General features: G+C 38.7%; 24 protein-coding genes and 2 tRNA genes. 20 read left to right on the top strand and 6 right to left on the bottom strand.

The window, feature by feature from the left end:
- Nucleotides 1-30: 30 nt before the first annotated feature.
- The 3 genes from N7548_RS07340 (at nt 31) to N7548_RS07350 (ending at nt 3,807) form a co-directional block, all read left to right on the top strand.
- The gene (locus N7548_RS07340; RefSeq protein WP_263608857.1) at nt 31-921 is read left to right on the top strand and encodes an endonuclease; all 891 of its coding nucleotides are present in this window, start codon (nt 31-33) and stop codon (nt 919-921) included.
- 71 nt (nt 922-992) lie between these two features.
- The gene (locus tag N7548_RS07345) at nt 993-2,051 is read left to right on the top strand and encodes a hypothetical protein (protein ID WP_263608819.1); all 1,059 of its coding nucleotides are present in this window, start codon (nt 993-995) and stop codon (nt 2,049-2,051) included.
- 115 nt (nt 2,052-2,166) lie between these two features.
- Nucleotides 2,167-3,807 carry a putative bifunctional diguanylate cyclase/phosphodiesterase gene (locus N7548_RS07350; protein ID WP_263608820.1) on the top strand — a complete coding sequence of 547 codons (1,641 nt, stop codon included), beginning with the start codon at nt 2,167-2,169 and terminating at the stop codon, nt 3,805-3,807.
- A gap of 12 nt (nt 3,808-3,819) precedes the next feature.
- On the opposite strand, the gene N7548_RS07355 is transcribed toward N7548_RS07350, so the two are convergent.
- Entirely contained in the window at nt 3,820-4,404 is a 585-nt protein-coding gene (locus N7548_RS07355) for a zinc ribbon domain-containing protein (RefSeq protein WP_263608821.1), read from the bottom strand.
- Between the two features lie 60 nt (nt 4,405-4,464).
- Nucleotides 4,465-5,220 carry a MerR family transcriptional regulator gene (locus N7548_RS07360; RefSeq protein WP_263608822.1) on the bottom strand — a complete coding sequence of 252 codons (756 nt, stop codon included), beginning with the start codon at nt 5,218-5,220 and terminating at the stop codon, nt 4,465-4,467.
- A gap of 118 nt (nt 5,221-5,338) precedes the next feature.
- Between N7548_RS07360 and N7548_RS07365 the strand changes: the two genes are divergently transcribed.
- The 8 genes from N7548_RS07365 (at nt 5,339) to N7548_RS07400 (ending at nt 12,718) form a co-directional block, all read left to right on the top strand.
- Entirely contained in the window at nt 5,339-6,574 is a 1,236-nt protein-coding gene (locus N7548_RS07365) for an aminopeptidase (protein ID WP_263608823.1), read from the top strand.
- A 60-nt stretch (nt 6,575-6,634) separates the two neighbouring features.
- Complete coding sequence (locus N7548_RS07370; protein ID WP_263608824.1) at nt 6,635-7,030, top strand: protein-export chaperone SecB; 396 nt, start codon at nt 6,635-6,637, stop codon at nt 7,028-7,030.
- 69 nt (nt 7,031-7,099) lie between these two features.
- A complete protein-coding gene (locus N7548_RS07375) occupies nt 7,100-7,654 on the top strand; it encodes a chromate transporter (RefSeq protein WP_263608825.1) in 555 nt (184 codons plus the stop codon).
- Complete coding sequence (locus tag N7548_RS07380; RefSeq protein WP_263608826.1) at nt 7,651-8,202, top strand: chromate transporter; 552 nt, start codon at nt 7,651-7,653, stop codon at nt 8,200-8,202. The genes N7548_RS07375 and N7548_RS07380 overlap by 4 nt, the downstream gene beginning before the upstream one ends.
- A gap of 131 nt (nt 8,203-8,333) precedes the next feature.
- The gene (locus N7548_RS07385; protein WP_263608827.1) at nt 8,334-8,885 is read left to right on the top strand and encodes an acetate uptake transporter; all 552 of its coding nucleotides are present in this window, start codon (nt 8,334-8,336) and stop codon (nt 8,883-8,885) included.
- Between the two features lie 257 nt (nt 8,886-9,142).
- Nucleotides 9,143-10,414, top strand: a complete 1,272-nt coding sequence (locus N7548_RS07390; protein WP_263608828.1) for an RNA-guided endonuclease InsQ/TnpB family protein — start codon at nt 9,143-9,145, stop codon at nt 10,412-10,414.
- Between the two features lie 115 nt (nt 10,415-10,529).
- Entirely contained in the window at nt 10,530-11,141 is a 612-nt protein-coding gene (locus N7548_RS07395) for a Pr6Pr family membrane protein (protein ID WP_263608829.1), read from the top strand.
- An 86-nt stretch (nt 11,142-11,227) separates the two neighbouring features.
- Nucleotides 11,228-12,718 carry a glycoside hydrolase family 13 protein gene (locus tag N7548_RS07400; RefSeq protein WP_263608830.1) on the top strand — a complete coding sequence of 497 codons (1,491 nt, stop codon included), beginning with the start codon at nt 11,228-11,230 and terminating at the stop codon, nt 12,716-12,718.
- A 37-nt stretch (nt 12,719-12,755) separates the two neighbouring features.
- Here N7548_RS07400 and N7548_RS07405 read toward each other — a convergent pair whose 3' ends face one another.
- Nucleotides 12,756-14,867: an ATP-dependent Clp protease ATP-binding subunit gene (locus N7548_RS07405; protein WP_263608831.1), complete on the bottom strand. Its 2,112-nt coding sequence runs from the start codon at nt 14,865-14,867 to the stop codon at nt 12,756-12,758.
- A gap of 168 nt (nt 14,868-15,035) precedes the next feature.
- Between N7548_RS07405 and N7548_RS07410 the strand changes: the two genes are divergently transcribed.
- Both N7548_RS07410 and N7548_RS07415 read left to right on the top strand, forming a co-directional pair.
- Nucleotides 15,036-16,991 carry an InlB B-repeat-containing protein gene (locus tag N7548_RS07410; RefSeq protein ID WP_263608832.1) on the top strand — a complete coding sequence of 652 codons (1,956 nt, stop codon included), beginning with the start codon at nt 15,036-15,038 and terminating at the stop codon, nt 16,989-16,991.
- A 49-nt stretch (nt 16,992-17,040) separates the two neighbouring features.
- Nucleotides 17,041-17,114 (top strand) — tRNA-Cys (locus tag N7548_RS07415).
- A 149-nt stretch (nt 17,115-17,263) separates the two neighbouring features.
- On the opposite strand, the gene N7548_RS07420 is transcribed toward N7548_RS07415, so the two are convergent.
- On the bottom strand, nt 17,264-18,235 hold the full coding sequence (locus N7548_RS07420) for an NAD(P)-dependent alcohol dehydrogenase (protein ID WP_263608833.1): 972 nt from the start codon (nt 18,233-18,235) through the stop codon (nt 17,264-17,266).
- Between the two features lie 153 nt (nt 18,236-18,388).
- Between N7548_RS07420 and N7548_RS07425 the strand changes: the two genes are divergently transcribed.
- From N7548_RS07425 to N7548_RS07435, 3 genes are all read left to right on the top strand, one after another.
- Nucleotides 18,389-18,817, top strand: coding sequence for an acyl-CoA thioesterase (locus N7548_RS07425; RefSeq protein WP_263608834.1), 429 nt, complete (start codon nt 18,389-18,391; stop codon nt 18,815-18,817).
- 117 nt (nt 18,818-18,934) lie between these two features.
- Nucleotides 18,935-19,561 carry a hypothetical protein gene (locus tag N7548_RS07430; protein WP_263608835.1) on the top strand — a complete coding sequence of 209 codons (627 nt, stop codon included), beginning with the start codon at nt 18,935-18,937 and terminating at the stop codon, nt 19,559-19,561.
- A gap of 110 nt (nt 19,562-19,671) precedes the next feature.
- Complete coding sequence (locus N7548_RS07435) at nt 19,672-20,133, top strand: flavodoxin family protein (RefSeq protein WP_263608836.1); 462 nt, start codon at nt 19,672-19,674, stop codon at nt 20,131-20,133.
- On the opposite strand, the gene N7548_RS07440 is transcribed toward N7548_RS07435, so the two are convergent.
- On the bottom strand, nt 20,130-21,209 hold the full coding sequence (locus N7548_RS07440) for a patatin-like phospholipase family protein (protein WP_263608837.1): 1,080 nt from the start codon (nt 21,207-21,209) through the stop codon (nt 20,130-20,132). The two genes, N7548_RS07435 and N7548_RS07440, sit on opposite strands and share 4 nt — an antisense overlap.
- A gap of 171 nt (nt 21,210-21,380) precedes the next feature.
- Here N7548_RS07440 and N7548_RS07445 point away from each other — a divergent pair, with 171 nt between their 5' ends.
- The 4 genes from N7548_RS07445 to N7548_RS07460 all read left to right on the top strand — a co-directional run bounded on the left by N7548_RS07445 (nt 21,381) and on the right by N7548_RS07460 (nt 25,513).
- Nucleotides 21,381-23,204, top strand: a complete 1,824-nt coding sequence (locus N7548_RS07445) for a beta-propeller domain-containing protein (protein ID WP_263608838.1) — start codon at nt 21,381-21,383, stop codon at nt 23,202-23,204.
- A 75-nt stretch (nt 23,205-23,279) separates the two neighbouring features.
- Nucleotides 23,280-23,354, top strand: a tRNA-Gln gene (locus N7548_RS07450).
- A 121-nt stretch (nt 23,355-23,475) separates the two neighbouring features.
- Nucleotides 23,476-24,690 carry a hypothetical protein gene (locus N7548_RS07455; protein ID WP_263608839.1) on the top strand — a complete coding sequence of 405 codons (1,215 nt, stop codon included), beginning with the start codon at nt 23,476-23,478 and terminating at the stop codon, nt 24,688-24,690.
- Nucleotides 24,691-24,730: 40 nt separating this feature from the next.
- On the top strand, nt 24,731-25,513 hold the full coding sequence (locus N7548_RS07460; RefSeq protein ID WP_263608840.1) for a GNAT family N-acetyltransferase: 783 nt from the start codon (nt 24,731-24,733) through the stop codon (nt 25,511-25,513).
- Between the two features lie 21 nt (nt 25,514-25,534).
- Here the strand turns inward: N7548_RS07460 and N7548_RS07465 are convergent, their stop codons facing one another.
- The gene (locus N7548_RS07465) at nt 25,535-26,713 is read right to left on the bottom strand and encodes a class I SAM-dependent rRNA methyltransferase (protein WP_263608841.1); all 1,179 of its coding nucleotides are present in this window, start codon (nt 26,711-26,713) and stop codon (nt 25,535-25,537) included.

Below are 26,713 nucleotides of genomic sequence, written 5' to 3' on the forward strand. Positions count from 1 at the left end.
CCTACAGACACTACAGCTCCTGTTATAACCATCTCTAATGATGCTGTTTATAACTATACTGTAGGGGATACCTGGAGTACTTCAACTGCACTGTCATGGTGTAGTGCAAACGACAATGTGGATGGTGCAGTCTTCTGTGAACTCAATGATACACAAGTCGACACCTCACAAGCGGGAACATATACAATTACATACACAGCAGAAGATAGTAGTAACAACTTAGCTACACTCCAGAAAACCATTACTGTTTCAGCAGAATCTAGCAGCGGTTTAACCTTAACTGGATATTATTCATCTGCTAACGGATTAACAGACAGTGCTTTGATTCAACAATTAAGAAGTATATTGAATAGCACCTATGCCGGTAAAAACTATGATTATGCCGGTAGTGGTGAAGCTTTATGGGATACCGATGAAGACCCAAATAACCCAAATAATCTCATTGAGTTCTATACAGGACAATCAAGAGCTGGGGCTTGGGATGCAGGTGTTACCTATAATCGTGAACACATATTTCCCCAATCCTTATTGGGTGTCAGTGCAAGTGGCGTGAATGCTGCTTCAGATTTACACAATCTTAAGCCCGCAGACGCTTCCATTAACTCTTCAAGAGGAAATAAGTTTTATGATTTGGTAACAAACTCAAATTCTTATTATCCCGAAAGAACCGAAATCCATGGCGATATCGCGAGAATGTTATTCTATATGGTGATTATGTATGACGAATACACATTGGTTAGTACAGTTCCAGTAGTCTATCAAATGGCGAATTTAACGACACTTTTGCAGTGGCACTTAGCTGACCCAGTGGATGCGTTTGAAATGAGAAGAAATGACCGTATTCAATACCATCAAGGAAACCGTAACCCATTCATCGATTACCCAGAGCTGATCAATTATATGAATATTGGTTCAGCTTAATTCACCAATCATTAAATAAAATTTAAGAGGCACATTCCAAATCGGATTGTGCCTTCTTATTTAGTTATGATATGATTGTTATCAAAGGAGTGATTTATATTAGAAAACTCTTATTAATCATCCCCCTATTATTAATTATATTGGTGGGATGTACAACTTCATCCGATTTAGAACCGCCATCTGACTTTAGATTTGATGATGGATTTTTATATTGGACTGAGGTTAAAGGTGCTGAACATTACGTCATTGAAATCAATGGCTCCAATAAGTTAGCCTATAATAATAAACTAGATTTGAAGGATTACAATACCGGCAATTACACTGCCCGTATCGCAACCTTCTCTAAAGGGAAACTTTCCCCATTTACCAACCTCATTCAATTTAAACTCATTCAAGATGAAGAACTATCCAATTTAACCATCACAGATACCGAGATTTCATGGGATGCAATGGAAGGTTTAACCTATCAAATATCGATAAAAAATGTCGAGACGAACGAAACATCAGTTCAAAATCTCTTACAAAACATGTATAACTATGAAAGCTTAGAAGATGGTCTATACGACATTGAAATCAAAGTATTGTTAGATGAAATTGTCGTCACTTCCAAATCTATACGCTTTGAAATTGGTACCTTTGACTATGTAAGTGAAGCTGGTATGGTCTTAGACATTGAAACACCAGATACCTTATTCGCGGGCGAAATTCCATTGGTTTTAGATGAAGACTACACAGTGGATGAATTTGGACTCATCATCGATTCTGAAAAGATCGATGCGTTGACGAATCACTTTGTTTTAACAACTACGAAAGACGATATTACTGTATATCGATTTGTGAAATTGGTTGTTATCGCTATTCCTGAAATAATCTCCTCTGGTTCTGTGAATTATGAGGGTGTGGACTTGGTATTTACCTTTAATTTAAAAGGGGGTTCTTTCCAAGGTTTAGGCGGTAATGATATTTCATTTGATGACTATACGTTCTCAAATGATACCTTAACCATTCACGCTTCATACATTGATGAAATCATCGAAGCGGATGCGAATAGAACCATGCTCATCCTAACGTATGTCCTACAAAATGACCCACATGTGGTCATTGGATATTTATTTATCACACTACCTTAATCAGTCCTTTTTCGGGCTGATTTTTCTTTTATATACCATTTATGACAAAAAAGTAATCAATTTAGTCTATTATTTCTTCATAATAGGTATAATATAGTTATAAGGTGGCGCTCTCATGGAAAAAGAAAAAGAGATGAAAACTAAATTAACACCCTATGAACAAGCCTTCAAAGCGAATCCATTACGAAACGCTTTAGAAGTCAGTGGCTTTTACATCATCTTGGGTGTCTTGTGGATTTTCTTTTCAGATATGGCCCTTAAATTTCTCGTTCAAGACCCTGCAAGGGTAGAAGAACTACAATTGGCTAAAGGGTTATTTTACGTTGCCTTCACCGGGTATGTCTTTTATATCATCATCAAAAAACGCATGGACACCTACTACAACATCATGAATCATCTGAATGAAGCGTTGGTAGAACTCAAGAAAACCAACCAAAACATGCAAGAATTGGAACATGAGTTGGAACAAATCGCTTATTATGATTCTTTAACGGGTTTATATACGAGAAACATGGTTATTAAAAAGATCGATGAACACATCGAACAACACCCCAATGAGTTATTAGGGTTGGTGTATGTCGATATCGATGATTTCTCCAATATCAATGAAATTAAAGGCCATACCATTGGGGATGAACTCATCTTGCTCATCTCAAAAGAACTCAAAGTCAGTGCCAATTTACCACACGTTGTGGGACGAATTGGTGGCGATGGGTTTATCGTACTATTGAAAAAGTTCGCGAATAAAGAAAAGATGTTGGAGATTGTCAGAAACAATTTCAACCGCTTAAAACGTTCGTTTATTCTCGATCATGAAGAATTCTTTATCACCGTATCGGTGGGGGTATGTACTTACCCTGAAGATGGTAATACCACCCAAATGTTGTTATCGAATGTGGATTTGGCTTTAGGTAAAGCGAAAGCCATGGGGAAAAACCAATTGGTGATTTATGATGAACGTTATCACCATGACATGAAGAAACAAATTGAAATTTCCAATATGTTATACCACGCTGTAAGAAACAAGGAATTCAAAGTGTTTTATCAACCAATCGTTCAATCGAGTACGGGTATCGCTTCGAAAGTAGAAGCCCTGATTCGTTGGCATCACCCAGTTAAAGGAAACATCCCACCGCTCGATTTTATTGAGATTTCTGAAAAAACAGGCCACATCAAAGAAATCACCTATTTCGTCATTAAGGAATCGATTCAACAGTTGAAGATTTGGGAAGAACAAGGCATCGATATGATGGTTTCAATCAATCTTTCTGCGAGGGTTTTAAATGACCCAAATTTCTTGAATGATATTAAAGTGTTACTAGATAAGTTTGATGGTGACCCAAAACGATTGATTCTCGAAATCACGGAGTCTGCCGTATTGACACACATTGATGAATCGATTACCACACTGTTGGCTTTAAAAGCGATGGGCTTCGCCATCGCCTTAGATGATTTCGGCACAGGGTATTCATCGTTAACCTACTTACAACGTCTACCGATTGATATCATTAAGATTGATCGCAGCTTCATTCGCAATATTCAATCCAAAGACCACCGTGTACCATTATTGAAGTTCATGATTGATGTCGCACACGAACTTAAACTCAAGGTCGTTTGTGAAGGCATTGAAGAAGATTATGAACGCCACGCGACGATTTCACATGGATCCGATTACTTACAAGGCTATTTTTATGCAAGACCCAATACAGCCGATTTACTCGATACAACCTTACTCAAGAAAAAAGCACACCACTAGGATGTGCTTTTATTATGGGGTAATGATGAAATTTTGGTTTGGAACACTTAAATTGGTTTGAAATAGCATATAGCCAAATTTGATTTGTACACGGTTATAATCGGTAAACTCAGAAACAGGCGTAGCGATGACTAAACGAGCACGGAAGATACCATAAGCGTATTCTGTTTCCCATAAGTGGTCTTTGTTGCTAGAGACTTCTAAGGTGCTATCTTCATTGCTTAAAATGATGGATTGGATTTTCAGTTTGGTTTGCATCATATTGATGCCTTCGACTTGAACATCAATATAGGTTTGTCCCTCAACGTCATATATTTCAACTGAAGATAAATAGGCATCTTCGGGTACAGCCCGTAGAGATCCATAGATACTGTTGATCATAACAAATCCGAAAGTAATCAGAATGATGATTGCTGTGAATATCCAAAACCGACGAACACGTCGTTTATGTAACACCTCATGGCGGTATTTGATTTCTTCATGGATGGCTTCTTTGGGGGTCAATTTGGGTTGGATATCGGACCCACATGACCAACAAACCGCTGCGTCTGCTCGGTTAAGTTTGCCACATTTTTTACATTCAATGGGTTTACTCATGCTTTACTCACCCCAACTTATTTTACCATAAGAACTTATGATATAAACCAAAAAAATCCATCATCGGATGGATTTTTTCACAGAATCAAACAACAGTTGTGCAAAACCAGGCTTAACGTCGTCATAGTGCTTTTTAAAGCGTTCGTCGTCTAAATACATTTGACAAATATTGAGGTGGGCTTCTTCATGGTAATAGCCCCAGGCCATGGTCAACCATTCCTTATGGTAGTTATATGCTTCCTTCATGTATAATGATTGAACATCACCGGTGGTCGTTGATGCCTTCTCTAAAGCTTCAAATAGTTTCCTTTCAAGTCCACCAAAACGTTCGAAGTCCGCTTCGCTCATGTGGCTAAAAGCTTTACGACTCTTTTGATAGGCTTCCTCACCATACTTTTCAATGACTTCTTTTTTATATAACTTGTCATTGTTGTCAATGAGGTTTTGTTTAAATCCTTTGAATTTGTCTGAATCTTTCATCGGTTCATCCCTCCTTTTCGCGTCGATGGTTAAAGATAAATTGGAGATGATCAAATCGAGTTGGGCTCTTTTTTCATACAGTGCCCCCAAATGGGTTTCATATAACGATAACAAATCCACCTTTGGGTCGTCTAGAATGCCCTTGATGGTTTGTAAATCGATATCGAACGCTGTTAAGAATAAAATGGTCTGAATACGATCTAAATCAGCAGAGTCATAGAAGCGATAATTCGCCTCATTTCGTTTCGCGAAAACGAGTCCTTTTTCTTCATAGAACCGTAACGCCCGTTTCGAGAGTCCAGTCAGTTTTGAAACATCATCGATTGTATATCTCATCTTTTCACCTCTAATAAGAGTATAAACCTTAACGTAACGTTAATGTCAAATATATTTTAACATATTATTTCATTTTGTGTAAACTGTGTTATAATTAGCAACAAGGAGAGATTAAAATATGCCAAAATTATCGTTATTAGAAAAATATGCAAAACTGGCTTGTCGTGTCGGTGTGAATGTTCAAAAAGACCAATTGGTCGTCGTTCGCGCTACCACTGAAACCAAAGAACTCACCCGTTTGATCGTTAAAGAAGCGTACGAATGTGGTGCGAAGAAAGTCATCGTCCAATGGTCGGATGAACAAATCACCCGCTATGCGTATGATTATCAAAGTGTGGAAACCTTAGAAGAAGTGCCTAACTACGTGATTGAAACCAATCAATACTATGTAGACAATGGCGCATGTTTCTTAAATGTCATTTCCCCAGTGATTGGTGTCAACGAAGGCGTTGACGCAACCAAGATGGCGAAAGCCCTCACCAGCACCCAAAAAGCCTTACCATTCTTAAGAGAATACACCATGGGCAACAAAGGTCAATGGACCATTGTCGCTGCATCCAACCCAATCTGGGCTGAAGCGGTATTCCCTAGCCTTAAAGGTGAAGAAGCCTCTGAAGCATTATGGGACGCGATATTTAATGCGTGCCGCGTGTACGAAGACTCAGACCCAATTGAAAACTGGAACGTACACAACGATGTATTACACAAACACAACAAAGTCTTAAATGACTTAAACTTCAAAGAACTACGTTTTAAAAACAGTTTAGGTACTGACCTAGTGGTAGGTTTGGTTGAAAACCACGTTTGGTCAGGTGGCGGCGAACACGCTACTACTGGCGTTTACTTTAACCCAAACATCCCAACCGAAGAAACCTTCACCATGCCTTTGAAATGGGCAACCTCTGGTAAAGTGGTCGCGACCAAACCACTCAACTATCAAGGCACTTTGATTGAAGATTTCTACCTCATTTTCAAAGACGGTAAAGTCGTTGAATTTGATGCGAAAAAGGAAAAGAAAGCGTTAGAAGAATTGCTGAACACCGATGAGAATTCCAGATACATCGGTGAAATCGCACTCATTAGCCACGATTCCCCAATCTCTAACACCAATTTATTATTCTTAAATACTTTATACGATGAAAATGCCTCCTGCCATATGGCGCTAGGTAGAGCGTATCCAATGAACATCCAAGGTGGTTTAAATACCCCAATTGAAGAACTTGAAAAGAAAGGCTATAACAAGTCTTTAATTCATGTCGACTTCATGTTTGGATCAAGCGATATGTCGATTGTCGGTGTCAAACACGATGGACAAGAAGTCGTCGTATTCAAAAACGGAAACTTTGTGATTTAGTGAGAAACCCTTCGGGGTTTTTCTTTTTTGATATATAATGAAAACAGGAGTTGATTATGTATGCTAGCTTATAAAAGAATGAATATCGTTATATCTAAATTAGACCTTGTCAACAAAAACGTCAGTGGCACCTACCAGTTAAACCACCATATCACCCGCAATACGGGTAAAATGGCGGATCATGTCTTTTTCACCGAACTCATCTTTTTGGTTAAGGATACGTTAGATGTCCAATACCCACTCAACATGACCATCGCTTTAAGGGGTGTTTTTGAGTTTGAACCGAAAGAAGCAGAAGCCGATATCATTGAGTTTTTAAAGAAAGATGCCGTTCATATTTTATACCCCTATTTAAGATCAACCGTGACCAATTTAACCACTGCAGCGATGTTACCCCCATTATTCATCCCATTTGTCGATGCGTATCATCTGTTTAAAGAGGACCAAGCCAACTAAGAAGCGAATCGCTTCTTTTTTTGATAAAACATAGATAAAAGCGTATAATAGATTTCGAGGTATTTTTTTATGAATAAATTCAAAACATATGCCGATATCTTTTTCACTTTCTTCAAGATTGGCTTATTCACCTTTGGTGGTGGGTACGCGATGATTGGGGTTATGCAAAAGGACATCGTTGAAAAAAAGAAGTGGATCGATGAAGATACCATGTTAGAACTCATCACCATCAGTGAAGCTACCCCAGGACCATTCGCTATTAATGGCGCAACCTATATTGGTTACCATAAAGCCAAATTTCTTGGGTCTTTGTTCGCGACTTTAGGGGTTGTTTTACCCAGTTTCATCGTGATTTTATTGGTATCCTTATTCTTACAAGCATTCTCAGACAATGTCACCCTTCAAAATGCTTTAGCAGGGATTGGTGCGGGTGTACCGGTACTCATTTTTCATGCACTATTTAAACTCTCTAAAAAGGTGAAAATCAATATCATCAATGGGTTGTTGTTACTCACTGCGTTTTTGGTATCCTTCTTCACCAACTTTAGTGTGGTTTTATTACTGATATTAACGGCTATCTTCGCACTCTTCTATACGACAGTTGAAAGGAGATTCAAGGCATGATTGAACTATTTGAACTCTTTTTAATCTTTTTCAAGATTGGTTTGTTCACCTTTGGTGGTGGATACGCGATGATTCCCCTCATTCGCCAGGAAATGGTCAATGGTGGCTTTTTAACGATTGATCAAGTCAATCAATTCATTGGCATCGCCGAATCGACCCCAGGACCATTCGCGGTCAATATGGCGACATTCGCCGGTTATCATACCTATGGGGTTTGGGGGTCTGTTTTCGCAACCCTCGGGGTGGTTTTACCCAGCTTCATCATCATTTTACTGATTGCGTATTTTTCCGATAAGTTCATCAAAACCAAACCCGTTCAAACCATCTTATCCTTCTTAAAACCAGTCATTTTAGGGTTGATCCTCTCGGCTGGATTATCGGTATTGTTACACAGTGTTTTGGGCGACTATTTTGTCGATATCGAATTTGATTTAACCGCTTTAGCCATTTTCATCACGGTTTTAGGGCTCTCTTTTTTAAAACGATTAACCCCGATTCATCTGGTTTTAATCAGTGCGATTTTAGGAATGACACTGTATTTATTATAGAATATAAATATGAATAATGTTTCAGGTTATTTTTGATTGACTATAGTCGATGTGTAAGGTATAATGAAACTGACAAAAACAAAGACTTTTTTCGGAAAGTCTTTTATCATGTCTATTATAAGGAGAACAATATGAAAACAGAATTGAAATTGGCCAATCCAGGACCGTTGGGCTTACTTGGATTTGGGATGACGACGATTTTATTGAACCTTCACAACGCGGGGTTGATTCCGTTATCGATGGTCATCATTGGGATGGGTTTCGCTTTGGGTGGTTTGGCACAAATCATCGCTGGGATTTTTGAATTAAAACAAGGCAACACCTTTGGTGGTACAGCTTTTACCGCGTATGGATTCTTTTGGATCAGTTTGGTCGGTATTTGGTATTTTCCAAAAGCAGGTTTTGAAGCGGATAAAGTATCGATGGGTTATTATCTATTGGTCTGGGGCTTATTCACCAGCTTTATGTTCATTGGTACGTTGAAACACTCCAAAACCACTCAAGTGATTTTTGGTTCATTGGCTGTACTATTCTTTTTACTCGCTTTAGGGGATTTCACTTTGAATGAAACCATCACCACTATTGCAGGCTATGTCGGTATTTTCTGTGGTCTTTCTGCATTCTATGGTGCAGTTGCACAAGTGGTCAATGGTGAGTTTAACAAAACCATTTTCCCATTATAACTAAACATAAAAATCAAAACCCAAGTATGCATCTTTTCAAACGGATGCGTCTGGGTTTTATTTTTTATTTACTAGGAAAGTTCGTCTTTTTTTGTTCTATCCTCCAACAATCATTTGTGACTTTTATATAATATCCTAGAATACCCCGTTTAAAACACCCTCTTTCACTACTTTATATATAATTAAATATACGTATAAAATATATATTTTATCGACTATTTATGGTATAATTTAAGTAGGAAAGGAGGACATCAATAATGCCTTATAAAGCCCTAAAAACAAGACTCTATCTTAATCCAAATCAACATCAGTTTCTATTATCTTTAATGCGTGCTTCAAGAAGTCTTTACAATCAAGCGCTCTATAATGTGAGACAACATTTTATCAAAACCAATGGCTACTTATCCTATAACGAAAACTATCAATTACTGAAAGATAGTGAACATTATCGTTACTTGAATACTATTCAGAGTCAAATGGTCATTCGTAAGGTAGATGAAGCGATGAAAGGATTCTTTGGATCTTTGAAGTCTAAGGTTAAACAAACCATTAGATTACCTAGATACTTAAAGAAAGATACCTATTATCCCATCTACGACAGAATGGTCTATAAACCTAATAATGAAATCTATACATTACCCAGAAGTAACTTCATTAAGAAAGTATCGAAAGAACTAGAAAAGGATTCAAAACAGATTCATAAACATACATATGAGTTAAATGAAGTAGACGCTTTATCTCTAGACATCCAAACACCAGAATGTATCCAAAACAAAGAAATCAAAGAAATCACCATCAAGTCCTACTATGATGGCAAATACATTGAAGTGATTTATGTCTATCTAGATGAAACTCCTAAAATAGAAACCAAAGATTATACAGAAACCATGGGGATTGATTTTGGGTATAACAACCTAGCCTTTTGTTCAGTAACCAATAATGTGCATTTATTGTTAGATGGGAAACGATTAAAGAGTATGAATCAGTTTTATCATAAACGAATCGCGAAACTAGCGAGTATTAGACCAAACCAAAACACACTAACCAAACAAATGATTCGTCTAATGGATAAACGTAACCATCAAATGGATTATGGGATCTATAAAGCAGCTAAACTCATTATCCATCACGCAATAGAAAATAAAGTGAAACAAATCATCATTGGTTATAATGATACCTTCAAAGATGAAAGACTATCTGATACCTATAATCAATGGACAAAGAGTATTCCAATCGCGAGACTTAGAGATCGAATCATCTATCTAGCAGAACAGCTAGGTATTGAGACTAAAGTGATCAATGAAGCATACACGTCAAAAGCTTCATATCTCGACCAAGATGATTTCGTGAATGGTGATTTCTCTGGTGTTAGAATCAAAAGAGGTTTATATAAGAATCAAAAAGGCACTTTGATTAACGCGGACCAAAATGCCTCATTAAATATGATTCGAAAAGGTAATCCCGATGCCTTATGGATAGGGAATAGAGGTGTGAACACACCTCAGCGTACATACCTATTTGGTGTGTAGTCGCTTTAAATAAGACGAGTTAAATCGTTAAGAGGTATCAATATAAATCATTTTTTTATTAAAAAGTGATTTATTACCCCTTTGTTCTTGTATAATGAATTCAGAGGTATCTACCATGTTAAAACCCTATTTTATCTATTCCATTAAATTTGTTCTATTGATGTTTACCTTTGGCTTTTCGATGTATGGCACATTTTACAGTTATGTTGAATTTGGGTTATGGAACATCCATTATTTCACCAATCAAAGTAACTTACTCGTCTTCATCGTCACCTTTTTAATGGTGTTTGGTTGGGATAAACACCGTTTTTTCAAAACCATCGCCCTGATTGCGTTGTTAGACATTATCTTAACCGGTGGGGTTTATAACTTGTTACTCAAAAATTTGGTGGTGGGTTTTTCTGAAACCAAACTGTTCATCATGTTGGTTACCCATACGATTGTTCCGATTTTATATACGATATTGTATCTGGTTTATGTTCAAGATAAACCAGCGATTAAATCGCTTAAATTATTATTGATTCATCCCTTTTTATATTTCGTGGTATTTCAAATCACGGGGCTTTTTACGAACTATTATCCTTATCCATTTATGGATCCAAATGGTGGGTTGATTAAGATGCTCATCACGGTATTTCTCGTCATGACACCCTTATTGATCCTCACAGGGTATGGTTTAATCCGATTGAAAAGATATCTTTATGATACCCTAAAATTAGAAGCTTAACAGGCCACATGTATCGGGTTTTAGACAAGAAAATCCAATCAAGGGGTCAATCCATGTTATAATAAACAACCGAAAGAAGGTGCTTTATGAGAAAACCTTGGCTATACGATGAAAGACTTAAAAACCCAAACATGGGGCGAATTGTCTATCAAGTCATCGTCGACCGATTTGTGCCAGCAGAAAACCTGGCCGACAAACAATCACTTTATGCATACCCGCGGTCATTAAAACAATGGCACGAACAACCCAAAGGTGGGTCGTTTATGGCGGATGCGAAATACTGGAGTCATGAACTCGAGTTTTGGGGTGGAGATTTAAAGAGTTTGATGACAAAATTGGATTATTTGAAAGAACTCGATATCGATATGCTCTATCTAAATCCAATCTTTGATTCCTTATCCAACCACAAATACGACGCTTCCGATTATTTAAAAATATCCCCTGAATATGGTGATATACAAGATTTAAAAGCGTTGGCGGATGCGTTACACCAACAAAATCAACGCTTGATTTTGGATGGTGTATTCAATCACATGGGCGTAAATTCACCTTACTTCCAAAGCGCTTTGGATGAGTCTTCGCCTTACCGTCAGTGGTTTTATTTCGGACAATCTTATCCTGAAGGGGTTAGACTTTGGGCGGATGCGAAAAGCCTACCAGAACTCAATTTGGAAAATGAAGCGGTGAAGGACTATATTTATAAAAAAGAATCCTCAGTCATTCGCAGCTATTTAAAACAAGGTGTGGATGGCTTCCGTTTAGATGTGGCTTTTGACATTGGTTATGATATCTTAAAAGACTTAACCAACCATGCCCACCAAGAAAAAGATAGCGCTCTGATTGTCGGTGAAACTTGGAACTACCCAAAGCGTTGGTTAAACGCGATGGATGGGGTCATGAATTTCACGCTAAGAGAAATCATATTCCATACCGTAGAACAAACCTTTTCACCGAAGAAAACCAATACCCTATTAGAAAAAATGGTGACCGATTGTGGCGTGGATGCGTTACTCAAATCCTGGAACATCTTGGATAACCACGATACCGTTAGACTCAACCATCGTTTAAAACAACCAGACCAAATTTTGGCAGAAGTGATGCAGTTTACATTCCCAGGCTCGCCAAATCTGTATTATGGTTCTGAACTCGGTATGACCGGTGGGAACGACCCTGAAAACAGAGCGCCAATGGCGTGGGACTTATACGATGAAACCTCTGAAAGACTTGCTTGGGTTAAACGCTTGATTCAAGTCCATAAACAAGAAAAAGCCCTCATGGTCGGGGATTACTTACCATTATTATCAGAATCATTCATTGCTTATGAAAGACATACCGATGATGTTTCGGATACAGTCTTAGTCATCATCAACCCATCCGAAAAAGCTCAAGAAGAACACATCTTGGTGCCGGATTCCTCTTTAATGAACTTCTCCAAGTTTGATATTTTATTGGGTGATACCAAAGAAGTATCGATGGTTGCGGGATTATTAAAAGTCAAACTCGAACCCAAATCGTTTGTATTGTTAAAACCAAGCACACAACCAGAAAAGAGTTATACCCCATATAAACGCGTTTGATTCAAGAAAAAACACTGTCGCCAGTGTTTTTTTTGATTTATTGAATGGTCAATTGATCCTGTTCAACCGATACCATATATGATTGATGTGGCTGGATGAAACCTTCGATGATACGGGTCGCGATGAACGTTTCTAATTCTTTTTGAATGAAACGTTTGATCGGTCTCGCCCCATATTCTAAGGAATACCCATTTTTCAAAATGTATTTTTTAATCTCTTCATCGAATAAAACTTTGATGTCACGTTCCATCAAACGACGTTGTAAGTCCTTTAACATTTTTTCAACAATTTGAATTTGAACTTGGAAACCCAGTGGATTGAAGATGATGATTTCATCGATACGGTTTAAGAATTCAGGTTTAAAGGTATCTTTCACTAAGTTCATGACTTCTTGTCTACCCTTTTCCAAGTCCTTTAACAGGAATTCACTACCCAAGTTAGAGGTCATGATGATGATGGTATTCTTAAAGTCGATGGTTCGACCTTGGTTATCGGTCAAACGACCATCATCGAGGATCTGTAAAAGGATATTAAAGACTTCTGGGTGGGCTTTTTCAATTTCATCGAATAAGACGATAGAATACGGTTTACGTCTCACCGCTTCGGTGAGTTGTCCACCTTCATCGTACCCGATATACCCTGGGGGTGCCCCCACCAAACGCGAGACACTGTGTCTTTCCATGTATTCGGACATATCGATTCGCACGATGTGAGATTCATCGTCAAATAGGTTTTCTGCGAGGCTTCTCGCAACTTCGGTTTTACCAACGCCAGTAGGCCCTAAAAACATGAATGAACCAATCGGTTTGTTCGCGTCCTTAATCCCTGCACGTTGACGAATGATGGCGTCACTGATGAGTTTAAGTGCGTGGTCTTGGCCAATGACTCGAAGCGACATTTGTTCTTTGAGGTGTAATAATTTATCTCTGTCTGCTTGAACGAGTTTTTCCACTGGAATGTGGGTCCATTTAGAGATGATTTCCGCGATGTTGTCTTCAGTAACTACCTCAGAAATCATCCGTTCTTGGGTAGTATTGGTTTTTTCTTCAATCTGTTTTTCCAGTTTTGGAATCTTCGAATATTGTAGTTCAGCGGCTTTGCTATAATCGGATTGATTGAATGCATTTTGAAGTTGGTTCTTGAGGTTTTCTAAATCCTGTTTGAGTTGTTTGACCTCTTGAAGTTCGGCTTTTTCTTTTTCCCATTGGGATTTGTATTGTTGTTCAATGGTGCGTTGTTCTTTGAGTTCATCTTCAATCTTTTTCAATCGTTCTTTGGATAACGCATCCGATTCTTTCGATAACGCGCTCTTTTCAATTTCTAGCTGCATGATCTTACGCATCACACTGTCGAGTTCTACCGGCATCGAGTCGATTTCCATACGAATCGAAGCGCACGCTTCATCGATCAAGTCAATCGCCTTATCCGGTAAGAAGCGGTCGGTGATGTAGCGGTTGGATAAGGTCGCGGCTGAAACGATGGCGTTATCTGAAATGTGCACACCATGGTGGGCTTCAAAACGGTCTTTAAGCCCTCTTAAAATAGAGATCGTATCTAATACGGTAGGTTCTTCAATTTGAATTTTTTGGAAACGACGTTCTAAGGCTGTATCTTTCTCGATATACTTACGATACTCATTGAGGGTGGTCGCCCCAATACAGTGTAGTTCTCCACGCGCCAGCATCGGTTTTAACATATTTGACGCGTCCATCGCGCCATCGGCACGACCCGCACCAACAATCGTATGGATTTCATCGATGAATAAGATGATATCGCCATCAGACGACTTGATCTTATTCAAAACAGCTTTAAGTCGTTCTTCAAACTCACCTCGGAATTTCGCCCCAGCAACGAGCGCTGCTAAGTCGAGTTCATAGATGGTTTTGTTTTGTAAACCAAGGGGAACGTCCTTATCAACAATACGTCTGGCTAAGCCTTCCACGATGGCGGTTTTACCCACCCCGGGTTCACCTATCAACACGGGGTTATTTTTGGTTTTTCTGGATAATATTTTGATCATTCGACGGATTTCATCTTCACGCCCTATGACCGGATCTATTTTGCCTTTTTTGACTTCTTCAACGATGTTTCGACCGAATTTCTCCAAAACATTCGGGTCTTTTTCATAGTTTTCCATTTGTGGCATCATCGGTATCAACTCCTCATATTGGCACTCAATTGTATAGAGTGCTAATTCAAGTTTATTATAATCCTTACCATGAAGGTTGTCAACCCAGAACGCTCAAAAGAATTTCACTTTTTTTGTGTGCGTTTTCATGTTATAATAAAATGCTAAATGTATAAGGAGTTTTGTCATATGAAAAAAGTTTTAGTGCTTGTGTTTACCGTTTTACTTGGCTTGGTTTTAACCGCTTGTGTGGAAAATAAACCAGAACCCTTTGATTATAACGCGTTCTTATTAGAAGCCGCTGGGTCATTATCACTACCCAACGAAACCGATACGCATTTAACCTTACCCGTTTCATTAGATTATCAAGAAAAGACCATCGAACTGACCTGGTATACCAATAAACCCAATGTGATTTCCACTTTAGGTGCGGTTGTTAGACCCGTGTTTGAAGCAGGTGATACAGTCGTCACCCTCACTGTGGTTTTAAATTTAGATGGCAATCAATTTTCAAGAAACTTCAATGTTAAAGTCTTAAAATTGGCAGAAGTCATTTATTATACTGTGACATTTGATACCCAAGGGGGCACCACTGTGAACCCTTCACAAGTCGAAGCCAATCAAAAAGTATCGACACCAACCAACCCAACCCGTGTTGGACATACGTTTGTTGCGTGGCGTGTGGATAACTTAAATGGCGCTGTATTCGATTTTAACACCCCAATCACACAAGACATCACTTTATACGCTGAATGGTCTAAAGATGTGGTAGAAGTGAATTATTTGGATATTCTTTATTTGAATGACTTTCATGGTTCAATCGAAAAAGGTACCGATGAACTCGGGCTCGCTTATATCGCGAACTATGTGAATTATTACCGTGATAATAACCCGGATGGCGTGGTCTTACTCGCTGGTGGGGATATGTTCCAAGGGTCTGCCTTATCGAATTATTATTTAGGACGTTCAACCCTAGAGATGATGAATGTCATGGGATTTGACGCGATGGTTTTAGGTAACCACGAGTTTGACTGGGGTATTGATGTGGTCACAAGCTATTTTGATGGTAACGCCGAAAATGGGGAGGCTACCTTTCCGCTCTTAGGCGCGAATGTCTACTACGAATCCACTCAAAATATCGTAGAGCACATCGAACCTTATACCATCATTGAACGTGGTGACATCAAGATAGGTGTCATCGGTACGATGGGCTATGGCTTAGAATCTTCCATCGCACAAAGTCGAATTACAGGGTATGTCTTCGCATCACCTGTCGATATCATCGAATATTACGCAGAATACTTAAGAACAGAAGCCGATGTGGATTATGTCTTCGCCTTGGCACATGACTCCGGCAATATCAATACACAAGTCTCACAATTTACAGGCAACAAAAAAGTCGATATCATCTTCAATGCACACTCGCATTCTAGATATGTTCAAACCATCGGATCGACAACCATCATCCAAAGCAGTTCGAATGGTAAATATGTCGGTAATATCCGAATCGACTTAAGTACTCAAACCATTTCCGCGAATAACGTCAAAACACATTCGTCCTTAAATACACCTGACCCGACAGTCAAAGCTTTAATCGATGGGTATAAAGCAGAAACCGATGTGTTATTTAATACCCCAATCCTGACAGCTGAAAGATACATTCCAAGTTCAACCTTATCGGATTGGTTGGCAGACTTGATGAGAATCGTTACCGATTCAGACATCGCCTTCCATAATTATGGTGGAACCAGAGACTCCATGGCGAGTGGTGAATCCATTACCTTGGGTAAACTTTATAAAATCTTCCCATTTGATAACACCATTAAAACGGTTTATCTCGATGGCGCAGTCATTCAAAACTTCTTGAACCGTTCGAGTGACGCTTACAGCACCACCGTAACCAACTTCGTCCCAGGCACGCTTTATAAAGTCGCAACCAACGATTATATCTTTGATAAGACCGATAACCCATTCATTTACGGGTCCAATCCAAACTTTGATGGTACCTTATTGAGAGACATGGTCTTATCAGAACTACAACTTCAAAAGAACGTCTATTCAACCTTTGATACCACCAATACGATTTTATCTGGTCAAGTACCAAACGCTCGAAATCGTTTTACTGAATTAACCCTAAACACCTAATTGACAAACGTGCTATTTACCGTTTATAATGTAATAGCACGTTTTAAATGGCCCTGTAGCCAAGTGGTAAGGCACGGCACTGCAACTGCCTGATCGTCGGTTCAAATCCGGTCGGGGCCTCCAAAATTATCCATAATCAGTTCTAAAACTTGAACAGATTAACAAAATAATGCTCATGAAGGGCATTTTTTGTTTTAGAACCTGTGATCTTCTTGAATAAACCGAATAAAGAAAAAAATAGAGTGCATGGCACCCTATTGATAAATAAAAAACTATTTTTGGACATCGATTAAATACTTACCGGTATATTTGTGTTCATAGAAATCTTTATAGGCCAGATTCACTTGAGATAATGTATATATTTGACTGATTTGAACATCGATTTTGGTTTGATTGGCGAGGTTTGTGATGGATTGGAGGGTTTCATGTCCAGTACTCGCAATCACACTCGAAAACCTTTTATGCTTAAATAACCCATAGAATGGCCCTAGCGCCATCGCACCAAAGATTTGTTTTCCACTGCCACCGATGACGATACATTTTCCACCACGAACCAATGCTTTCGCATACGACTTCAGCGGTTGATACCCATTGACTGCGAAAATCACATCATAGGCATTTTGCGGGAGAAGAAAGTCTGGCTTAGTATAATCTAACAAATCAAACACACCCAACTGTTTTAAATCATCAAAGTGTTTTGAACTAGAAACGACCGTCACTTTCGCACCAAAATAGATCAATGCTTGAACCAAGAAACGGCCAACCCCACCGCTACCGCCATAAACCAATACCTTTTTATCTTTTATATCGGATATTTTTTGAATCGCCGTCATGGCTGTACCAAATGCCATCGGCATCGCCGCAGCTTCTAAGTAGCTATATCCTTTTGGCATAAACCAAATTTTGGATTCTGGCGCGATAAGATACTCAGCGAAAGCACCAAACCCAGCCCCGGACAAATCACCAAATACGGCATCACCCGGTTTAAAATGAGTGACTTTAGAACCTACCGATACAACTTCGCCAGCGAAATCAGACCCTGGATAGATTTTCTTCGGTTGTTTCAAACCATACATGAGTTTGATCATAAACGGCTTCCCCATGGCTAAGAGAAGATCGGCTTTATTCAAAGCTGCTCCGTGGACTTTGACCAAAACGTCGTTATCTTTCAAATCATTGAGTGTTCTTTCTTCGATGTGGATGTTGTTTAGTTGATGATAATGACGATTAACAACGGTATGCATAGAGCCCTCCTTGAGAAATAAAATGGTAAAACCATGTCATAAATCTTACAATCATTTTATCGGATATCCAGGGAAATAACAAATCCTTTGAACATCAGCGTTACACTTTATCTTCATTTTAGGTATACTATACATAGTATAGGAGGACTATTCATGTCTAACGAAATATTAAAACTAGAAGCCTTTCCTCATCAAACCCACGATAAAGTGCGTTATGGGGATACCGACCGTCAAGGTCATGTCAACAACATCCACTTTTCAGAGTTTTTAGAAACTGGTCGTGTGGAGGTATTATATCACCCCGAACAACCACTACATGGTGAACAATGTTCATTTGTCATCGTCCAAAATAACTTATCTCTATTGAATGAGATTCATTGGCCAGGGGTCGTATATATCGGTACAGGTGTGGTGAAATTAGGTAAATCATCCATCACATTTTATCAACAGCTCTTTCAAAACGATGTCGTGGTTGCTGCTGCTGAAACGGTGATTGTGCATGTCGATAACATAACACACCAATCCACCCCGTTATTGGCGCATGCCAGAGCGGTTTTAGACAAGTTGATAATTAAACATTAAACGAACACCACACCCAAGTGGTGTTTTAAATTTATTGTATACAAGTAGGTAACTTTATGATATATTCTAATTGTTGAGACGATTCTAAAAATACGACAATAGAAAGTGGTGTTGTATATGAAAAAATTATTGATGGCTGTATTCGTTTTATTGTTTTTAACAGCGTGCCAAAGCAAGACCGAACCGAGTTATCGATTATTGGATAACCACCAATACATTCAAGTCGAAGACAATCGTTTCGAATTTGAAGACCAGTGGATGGTGACGAGTGACATCGATGGGGGCTATCAAATCACCTATTCGGTATCCGATGTTGTTGTTGAAGTAAAAGACACTGTGGTTACCGTGGTTGGTGATACTTGTACGTTTACGAGACAACCTTCAGGACTATTTCAAACGGATTGTGACGACACCAATAAAACAGCGTTGATCAAGTATCTAGATTCAGTGACTTTGGTCGAAGGTGAAACCATCCAAACCTCATTATTTGGTAACGGCATCATCGGTTATATCGCTGCCTTAATCATTCTTTTGGCCTTAATCATATTCACAGGGTTCATCGGATTTAACCCAGCTGCTTTAGATGCTTATTTTGAATTCAAAGCCATGTTTAAACTCAGATATAAAGACCGTCCTGAATACGCTGATTGGTATAAAAAACAACAAATGTTGATGTATCGTGCCTTTTTTGTCATCACCATCATTTTATTTGTCTTGGTCTTGATCTTCATGTTCAATCGTTAATACGGAATAACCGCCTTTATGGTGGTTATTTTTTCTCTTTATAAAGCGATTGTATCTTGTATTATTCAGTCATCAGCACTATACTAAAGGTGTAAAGTACGGTGATGACAATGAGAATAGCGCTAATAATCCATTCCTACACAGGGAATACCATGAGTATCGCTGACAAAATCGGAGCGGCTTTGGTTCGTAAAGGTCACGAAGTGTCCTTGTTTCCCATCAAAGCTAAAAACGAAAATCCCAACCAAATCAAAGGGGTCGAATTGGAAAGCATCCCAAACATCAAAGATTTTGACCATGTGATTTTTGGTGCGCCAACGCGAGGGATGGACTTATCCATAGTGATGCAGCTATATTTAGCATCGTTACCTGAAGGACATCAAGAAGCCTCGGTATATGTGACACACTTTTTCCCATTCAAATGGATGGGCGGCACCCAAGCCATCAAGAAGTTCATGTCATTATCGGAACATAAATTAGATGTTAAGAAATCCGGCATCATCAACTGGAAAAATAAAAACCGAGACAAAGATATTCAATGTCTCGTGTATCAATTATCTGACTTAGACTAAATATAGTCGAAATGTCTTTTCTTGCAGTAAGGACAGCCCGGTTTTTGAAATAACCAAAAATATAACGCGTATAATAACCCCAGACCAAACCACCAGGTGGATCCAAAGAAGATCCATCTAAAGTGTTTCTTTGGGGTCATTTTTTTATTACAGTCATGACAAAACCCATGATACTCCGGTTTTGGGTTGTCTTTATACTGGTTTTCTAAGGTTGTAATAACAGAAGTCTTATGTCGGTATTTGGTCAACAGTCGATTGAACTTCGATGGAATCGTATCGAGGGCTTTGTATTTAGAACGCTCCGCTTGTTCCGATTTCATGATTTGATTCACGGTTTTTCGCAGTTGATCAGCGGTTTTACAGTTTAATAAAATGTCGGATAATTGTAACCCATATTGATACCCACTATCATACATTTGGGTGAGTGTACCATGTCTAAAATCAAAACTTTTCTTCATATAAGCGTTACATACCGACAAATCGATTTCAAGGATGGTTTTGTCGGACAATTGAAGCCGTTTTTCTAAAGTGTATTTTGGGTCAAAATGCAGAACAATGATCAAATCCACATCGTGGGTGGTGAGTGGGTACACTGGGATGTTATCGATGATGCCGCCATCTGTGTGGAGTCTTTTTTTATAAATGGTTTGAGGACCTGTTAGAATCGGGAACCCAACCGCACCCTTCATAAATTTACGAACATCTTCGGTGTAAGAACCCTCAATTTTAACATAATGGAAATCGAGTTTAGGAAAGGTAGAAACCGATGAAACATAAATCGGTATATCGAGCACATCTTGGTCATCAAACAATTGGTTAAAGGTTTTATCGATGTGGTTTTGGAATACAATCCCCTTCCAAATCGAAAAAAGATTTGGATAGTCGAAAGTATGCCAAATCGTTTTGAGTCGATTGAATTGATTGGCTGCGATGGCGTAGGCATTACAAGCCCCGACAGAAGCCCCAGATAAACAAGCAATCGATTCTCTGCCCATTTTTTCAATAAAAGCTTCCATAAAACCGGTTTGATAAGCCCCTTTAGACAACGCACCCGATAAACATATACCAAATTTCATCGTGTATTATCCCACAATCTTACAATAGTATTGTAATGATATTTTGATTTTTATGCAAGTATCTCTATAAAATCCCTTATTTTTCGGATAAACTTAAAAAAAACCATGGCTCATAGATGACAAATTAAAAAAATATGATATAGTAAAGGTGAAATTAGGAGGTATCCTTAGATGAAAAAAATGTTTTTACTCGGATTGATGTTCTTCTCAATCTTATTCATAACTGGGTGTCAAAGCACCCCAAAAACCATGGGTTTGAATGCTGTAGGTAGCCTTGAACAACTGAAGTCGATTGTCAAATCGGCTGGTAATCAATGGTATTACGGCCCTGTGGCTGGCGTGGATATGGAAAATGGTGCTGAAGGCGATGTCAGAAGCGAAACCAAGACATCAAAAACCAATGTCCAAGTCGAAGGTATCGATGAAGGCGATATCGTCAAAGTCGATCAAAACCGTATTTACCAAATCTTTGGGAACCGCTTGGTGGTTACCTCGATTGATGGCGCGATGACCACTTTATTAAATGAAACGTTAGAAGACGAAAAAGACCGTTATACCTATTTCAGTGAATTATACATCACCGAAGATTATTTGGTGGTTTTAGGGTATTCTTACCAATATTTCGCTTTCGATATTGAAGGTGACTTAATTGCGACTGACGCAATCGGGTTATGGGGTTACTATGGTACCTCCGCGACCGCTGTTTGGGTGTATGACATTGACACGCTTGCGAAAGTAAAAACCTTCAATGTCCCAGGGTATTTAAACACCACCCGTTTGATTGATGACCAACTCTACCTCATTTCAACCAGCTATATCAACATGTACAATGAAGAAATTGACCCTCGACCTGTCTATGAAATCGATGGTCAAAAATTGGTCCCTGAATACGATGAAATTTATTACCATGGCGACTTACAAGCCCAAGTCTTTAACAACATTACCACAATTGAATTATCGGGTAATTTAGATTTAACCTATGATATTTTCTTAGGTAACTTCAGTTGGGGTACCATCTATGTCTCTCATCAAAGCATCTATTTTGCAAGCTACGAATATAGTTATGATGAAGAAACAGGTTACCAAGAAACCGGTAAACTCATCGCCTTTGATTTTGTCAATGAAGGCGTTGTCTTTGGTGGATTCATCACCTATAAAGGGTACGTCATCAACCAATTTGCGATCGATGAATACGATGGTTATGTTCGTATGGTCACCACCGAAGGTTGGGGTGACACAGTGAAAAATCGTTTGTATGTCTTTGAAAAAACAGAAGTAGAGGGTACAAGAACCCTCACCCAAGTCAGCTTACTCGATGAAGGCATTGGTAAACCAAGAGAACGTGTTTTCTCCGTTCGATTCTTTGAAACCGAAGCGACCGTCGTGACCTTTGAACAAGTCGACCCGTTCTATATGATTGATTTATCGAACCCACTCGAACCAACCATCGCAGCAGCGTTAGAAATACCAGGATTCTCCTTGTATCAACACCGTTGGAACGATGATACTGTGTTGGGTATCGGGTATGAAACCAGTGAAAACAGAACCATCGGCATTAAGTTATCCTTGTACGACGTGACCAACCCGGAAACCTTAGCGGAATTGGGCACACCATTGGTGTTAATGAATTCGGAAAACAGTTGGCAATACGGCGAAGCTTTATACAACCATAAAGCGATCTTATTCGATATTGAAAACAACTACTTTGGCTTCTCCGTCTATAAGAGTTACTTCACCGAATACAAGTATTACAACCTCAATGAATACATGATATTCAAAGTGGACTTAGCGGCTGAACAATCGATTACCGTGGATAAAGTCATCACCCATAAAGACTACTATACTGCCATTGAAAATGATTATTGGTACTATACACCATATTCGATTGAACGAGCAGTCTACGTTGGTGACTTCCTATATGTCATCTCATCTGGAGCCATCACGAAACACGACATTCAAAACGACTTTAACCAAGTCGATGTCATTCAATTTTAATTTAACGAGAGGCGATGAAAAACCATCACCTCTCTCTTTTTTTTTCCATAAAAAAGCGTATAATCCTTGTTAGAGAGGGCTATCGCCAAGCGGTAAGGCATCTGGCTCTGACCCAGACATTCGGAAGTTCGAATCTTTCTAGCCCTGCCATATAAAAACTAAGTCTTGTATAAAGGCTTTTTCTTTTAGTTTTGGATTGATATAAATTCAATGGTTTAGTTTCTGTTTTATCTTTCACTCAACCTGTGATATCATAAAAGTGGTGATATTTATGGATTTAAAAGCATTGATTTCATTAACTGGTAAAACCAAATCCACCATTCAAGGGTATCTTCGTGACCAGGATGTCGTATATGTTCGTTCGAAAAACATCTACAACGTCTATAACGAAACCTTTTTTGACGTCGCCGGACTCACAGTATCGTTCAAATTTAAAGGTAGACGGTGTCACGCAATCATCATTCACCAATCTTATGAAGATGACGTCACTGCCAATCAATCGGTACAACAACTCAGAACAGGTTTGATTGAAACCTTAGGGATACCAACCAGTGATAACCATAAGCATCCAGCCACCAATGTATTTGTTACCTGGGAAAAAGACAGCTATATTCAACTCAATCAAACCCCGAAGTTAAAACGACTTTATATTTATATGACGCCTCGGAAGCTCAAACAACCCAACATGAAAAAGGTCATATGGACCATCTCCATGTTCGGTGGTCTATTGTTTGGATTACTGATGTTCATTCTTTTAGGCATCGGACTTGGCTTTGACCTCATGAGCTTCATCATCAATATGATTGGTGGTTTGGTATGGGGTGTCTTATTCGGATTTTTCATGAATTTAAGCTTGGGTAAAAACCCGATTGACCCATTTAAAATGACATTAACCAAACGGGATAAACGTTTTTTTGAAAACTATCGTCTTGGTTTAAGCGATATCGAGGGAGAAGTCCTTTGTCTATGTGCCTTCCAAACCAAATTTGGGTTACAATATTTCAAAACCGCGATTTTTTTATATGACCATAAAGCCGTATTCGCTTACTTAAGACGTGGCAGATTATTTGAGATGACTTTGCCATACGCTAATATTGATTTGTACATCCATGACTTTGAAGACAAAGAAGTGGTTGTGTGGTTAAATAACAAAACCAAACTGATCATCAGAAATCGTGAAGGATTAAAGACACTCAAGGACCGTTTAGATTGGATCCTTGGTTATCAAGAAGACAGCTATCAAGCACTGGAAAAATACATCATTGAAGTCCTAAAAGACTACGATTTGATGGGTCTATTGGCCGGTGGGGCATCCGAATCGGTGATCATATATGATGGTCAGAGTATTGCGCGATATTTATATAAAGAAAGACCACTTGAAGTAGGAGATGTCAATCAAGTTTTGCTAACCTATTTTGAAGGAATTCCAATTGATTCATTGGATGATTTAGCTTCACGCATCTTCGCCTTTTATAAGAATGAATAGGATTAGATAAATTGAATCTAAATCAGATGGGAGACCAGCAATGCATCATGACATTTTGAATATCATCCAGAAAGCCAAAGACACCTTTACATACCATTCATTTCATTATGTAGATGAACATGATGTCAAAGATTATGAAGTGGTCTATGAATCAACCGATGGTGTGCTATTAAAAGGTATCCATCCAAGCCAACAAAAACCACACCTCCACTTTTTCGTCCATGATATCGAAACATTGAAGGTTATATTAAAACCATACCCGAACCATTTGATTGAATTTGTTCCAAAAGATTGGATGTTACCACTAGAACAAACAGGGTACATACCGTACTCGGTACTGAGGGATTATTGGTATAAGTATCAAAATCCAGTACCCGCTTCATCACTTACTTTCGCAACCCCAAAACAAACCCTTGAAATTGCGTTACTATCTCAATCTAGAACGGGCAGTAGTCGCGCGTTTTCTGGTGAGACAGTAGAGGTCGTCTCTCAATGGGTGACCAATCAAGTAGATGGGGTGGATGATTCATGTGTCTTGATTCATCAGAGTGATGTCATCGAAGGCGCAGTGATGGTGGGCTTGTATGGAGAAAATGAAAAACGAACCCTATGGGTCCGGTTGATTGTTGTAAAAGCATCTCTACAAAACCAAGGCATCGGTCAAAAACTGTTATCACAAGCGCTCTATTATGGTCAAATGCATTACGCCAAACGGGCATTCTTGATGGCCGATGATTTGAATCAAAACGCCTTATATCTATACCAAAAAATGGGATTTAAACCCGACTTAACCTCAGAACAAATCGATATGATATCAATATAACCCATCGCTGGGTTATTTTTTTTAGGCGTTCATAACGCGTAGGATGACACATTTTAAATATAAGGATTCATCCGAACCCAATAAAGCTGGATGATCTTTTGACTGTATACGCATTTCGACCATTTGAACTTTCTTTTTCGCATCTCTCGCTGCGTCTTGTAACATCTGTAAGAAGAGGTCAATGGTCATATAATGACTGCAGCTGCAGGTGTATAAATACCCACCGTCTTCAATGATTTTCATCGCTTGAAGATTGATGTCTTTATACCCTTGATAAGCACGTTTAATCGCGTCTTTGTTTTTTGCGAAAGCAGGTGGGTCTAGGATGATGGTATCAAAGGTTTTACCCTCTTTTTGATAGGCACGCAATTGATCAAATACGTCTTTTTCAATCGCTTCAACTTGGGTGAAACCATTGAGTTTCGCATTGTTTAAGATATCGGAAACCGCTAAGGCTGAAATATCGACACAGGTGACTTTTTTCGCCCCATGGTAGGCTGCGTGTAATCCAAATCCACCAATATTGGCGAAACAGTCTAGCACATTTTTATCTTTAACATAGGGTTTTACAGCGTTATGGTTATCTTGTTGATCTAAGAAGAAGCCGGTTTTTTGACCGTTCATCAAATCCACGGACATGGTCAGTTCATTTTCCTTGATGATGACTTTAGGAGGTACCTCACCATAAATGACACCTTTGAAAGGTTCTAAACCCTCTTTGGTTCGAACCGATACATCTGAGCGTTCAAGAATACCCTTTGGATTGAAAATCGATACCAATATTTGAATGAACATTTCTTTTCTTTGATCGATACCTAAGGATAAAATTTGGATGGATAAATAATCGCCATATTTATCGATGATTAAACCTGGTATACCATCGGATTCACCAAAAAAAGCACGATAACTATTTTGATAACCCAAACCTTCTCTCGCTTGCTTGGCTTTCAGGATTTTAGCTTTGAAAAAAGCTTCATCAATTTCGATATCTTCACTGCTTAAAATACGAACAAAAATCTTAGAATTAGTGTTCAAATAGCCTTTTCCTAGAAAGGTGTCATCAAAAGCATACACATAAGCTAATTCACCCGATTTGATGAAACCAACGATGTGGTCAATTTCATTGGAGAAGACCCAAGGATGACCTTCTTGGATTCGTACTTCTTCACCTTTTTTTAAATAAATTTTGCAGGGATTCAT

The sequence above is a fragment of the Paracholeplasma manati genome (genome assembly GCF_025742995.1).
Classification (GTDB): Bacteria; Bacillota_I; Bacilli_A; order Acholeplasmatales; family UBA5453; genus Paracholeplasma; species Paracholeplasma manati.